Source organism: uncultured Methanobrevibacter sp. (assembly GCF_902771435.1).
In the GTDB taxonomy this organism is placed as follows: domain Archaea; phylum Methanobacteriota; class Methanobacteria; order Methanobacteriales; family Methanobacteriaceae; genus Methanocatella.
Map to the genome: position 1 here is coordinate 1 of NZ_CACXXB010000095.1, position 2,159 is coordinate 2,159.

General features: G+C 33.5%; 1 protein-coding gene. It reads right to left on the minus strand.

All coding sequences use genetic code 11. The features are described 5' to 3' along the window. A partial coding sequence (locus tag QZU83_RS10695; RefSeq protein WP_295611968.1) for an amino acid adenylation domain-containing protein occupies positions 1-2,159 on the minus strand: 2,159 nt, incomplete at both ends.

Consider the following 2,159-nt stretch of genomic DNA (forward strand, 5'->3'; position numbering starts at 1 on the left):
TTGTTGATTTCTTTAATTATTACAACATTTTGTTTGATTCCAGGATAGTTACCAATGTTAGATTCAATTTCACCAATCTCAATTCTTAAACCTCTTAATTTAATTTGATTATCAATTCTTCCCCTGATATCTATTTCACCATTATGAAGTTCAATAGCATAATCGCCACTTTTATAATAAGGAACACCATTAATTTCTAAAAATACCTCTTTGGTTTTATCAGGCATGTTGTAGTATCCTTTACTAACACCAGGACCACCAATATAAAGCTCACCCATAACCCCTTGAGGTAGAAGTTTACCATCCAAATCCCTTACATCAGTAATGTAGTTGAATAATGCTTTTCCAACAGTGATTTTATCAGATTCCATGACATTTAAAGCATTGGAAGCCACAGTTGTTTCTGTCGGTCCATAAGTATTGTAAAATGCAACATCACTAATGGCTGAAACTTCTGATACCAATTCTTTAGGCATCATTTCCCCTCCAGTACCTATGTATTTGAAGTTAGGCAATAGCTTTGTGAATTCCTCATATTCCATATACTGTTTGATTCTTGATGGAGTTGAAGACGTGATTGCATCTGGCATTTCCCTTCGAATCAAATCAGTCAATTCCTCAATGTTTTTGGTTTGGCTGTCACTTGCCAATACCAACTGCAAACCGAAAGTCAAACTTGATAAATCCAATAAGAAAGGATCAAAAGATACAGTAGTAATTGAAAGTGCTTTGGTAATGCCCTTGTAGATATTGTACATCAGATTATCTTCATTTTCCACAAACAGATTAGTAATGTTTTTATGAGATATCATTACACCCTTAGGATTTCCAGTTGAACCTGAAGTATATATCATATATGCCAAATCTTCAGGACCAACAGATATACCGGGCCTTTCACCATTTTCTTCACTTAATAATTCTTTAATATCCAGTGTATTATCTGCACTATCTTCTGCAATAATGTAATCTGCATGACTGTTAGTGTAAATATATTCAATACGGTCTTTTGGATAATCCATATCTATCGGCACATATGCACTACCTGCCTTCAATATACCCAAAATTGCTGAAATAAGATTGCTAGTTCTTGGCAGCATTACCAAAACCATACTTTTAGGCTCAACACCTGCCTTAATCAAGGCATTAGCAATACAATTACTCATTTCATCCAACTCTTTATAAGTCAAAGTTGCATCCCGTGCAATTAAAGCAACATTATCCGGATTTGCATCAACCTGCTTTTCAAAGCGTTCATGTAAAATTGGATTTTCAGTTTCAACCGGTTTGAATTCAAGAGATTTACTTTCATCGACCAAAGAAATATCACATATTTTTGTTTCATCAATATTTTTCCCAATAAACTGATTTAAAATATGAATGATAGATTTAAGGAATGTACGAGCATAATATTCACTGTACAGCTGATCATTATATTCCAAATTTAACTTAATCTCTTCACCAGTATCCATAACATTCAGGTTAATTTTAAACTCAGCTACAGAAATGTCCTCAGCAGGCAACACCTCAACGGCAAATATCTCATCATTGACGGTAACCTGGCTTGATTCTCCAGTTTCCCGATACATATAGAAAAATTCCGGTTTTAACTGGAAATCTTCAGAAATCTTTGTATATGGATATTCAATATGATTAATCGAATCTTTCCAAACTTTATCCACAATACCAATGAACTCTTTTAGAGAAACATCCCTTTTCTCATTAGAAATAATAATAGGTAGCGTTTTTACCAAAAATGCCTGAGTATTTTGATAATATGGATATGCCCTTCCATTAAAAATTGAAGTTATTAACGTTTTGTCGCTATGAGTATACTTGTTTAAGCTCAATACAGTACATGCCATTACAAGCGAATTTTGACTAATTGCATTATTCTTACAGAATTCCTTAATAGAATCATTAGCAATACTTTCAGAAATAAGTATATTGTTGCCCTCATCAGGATTTCCATTCAAATCTGGAGTCAATACTGTCGATTCAATTCCATCAGTTATTTTATCATGGAAGAATTTTTTAGACAGGCCATATTTTTCGCTACTGATTAATCTCTCCTCAATGAGCGAGTAGACATAACCGTCAACCTGCTCTTCAGGAATTTCTTTTCCATTATAGGCATCAATGATTTCATCAAATAAGTTATC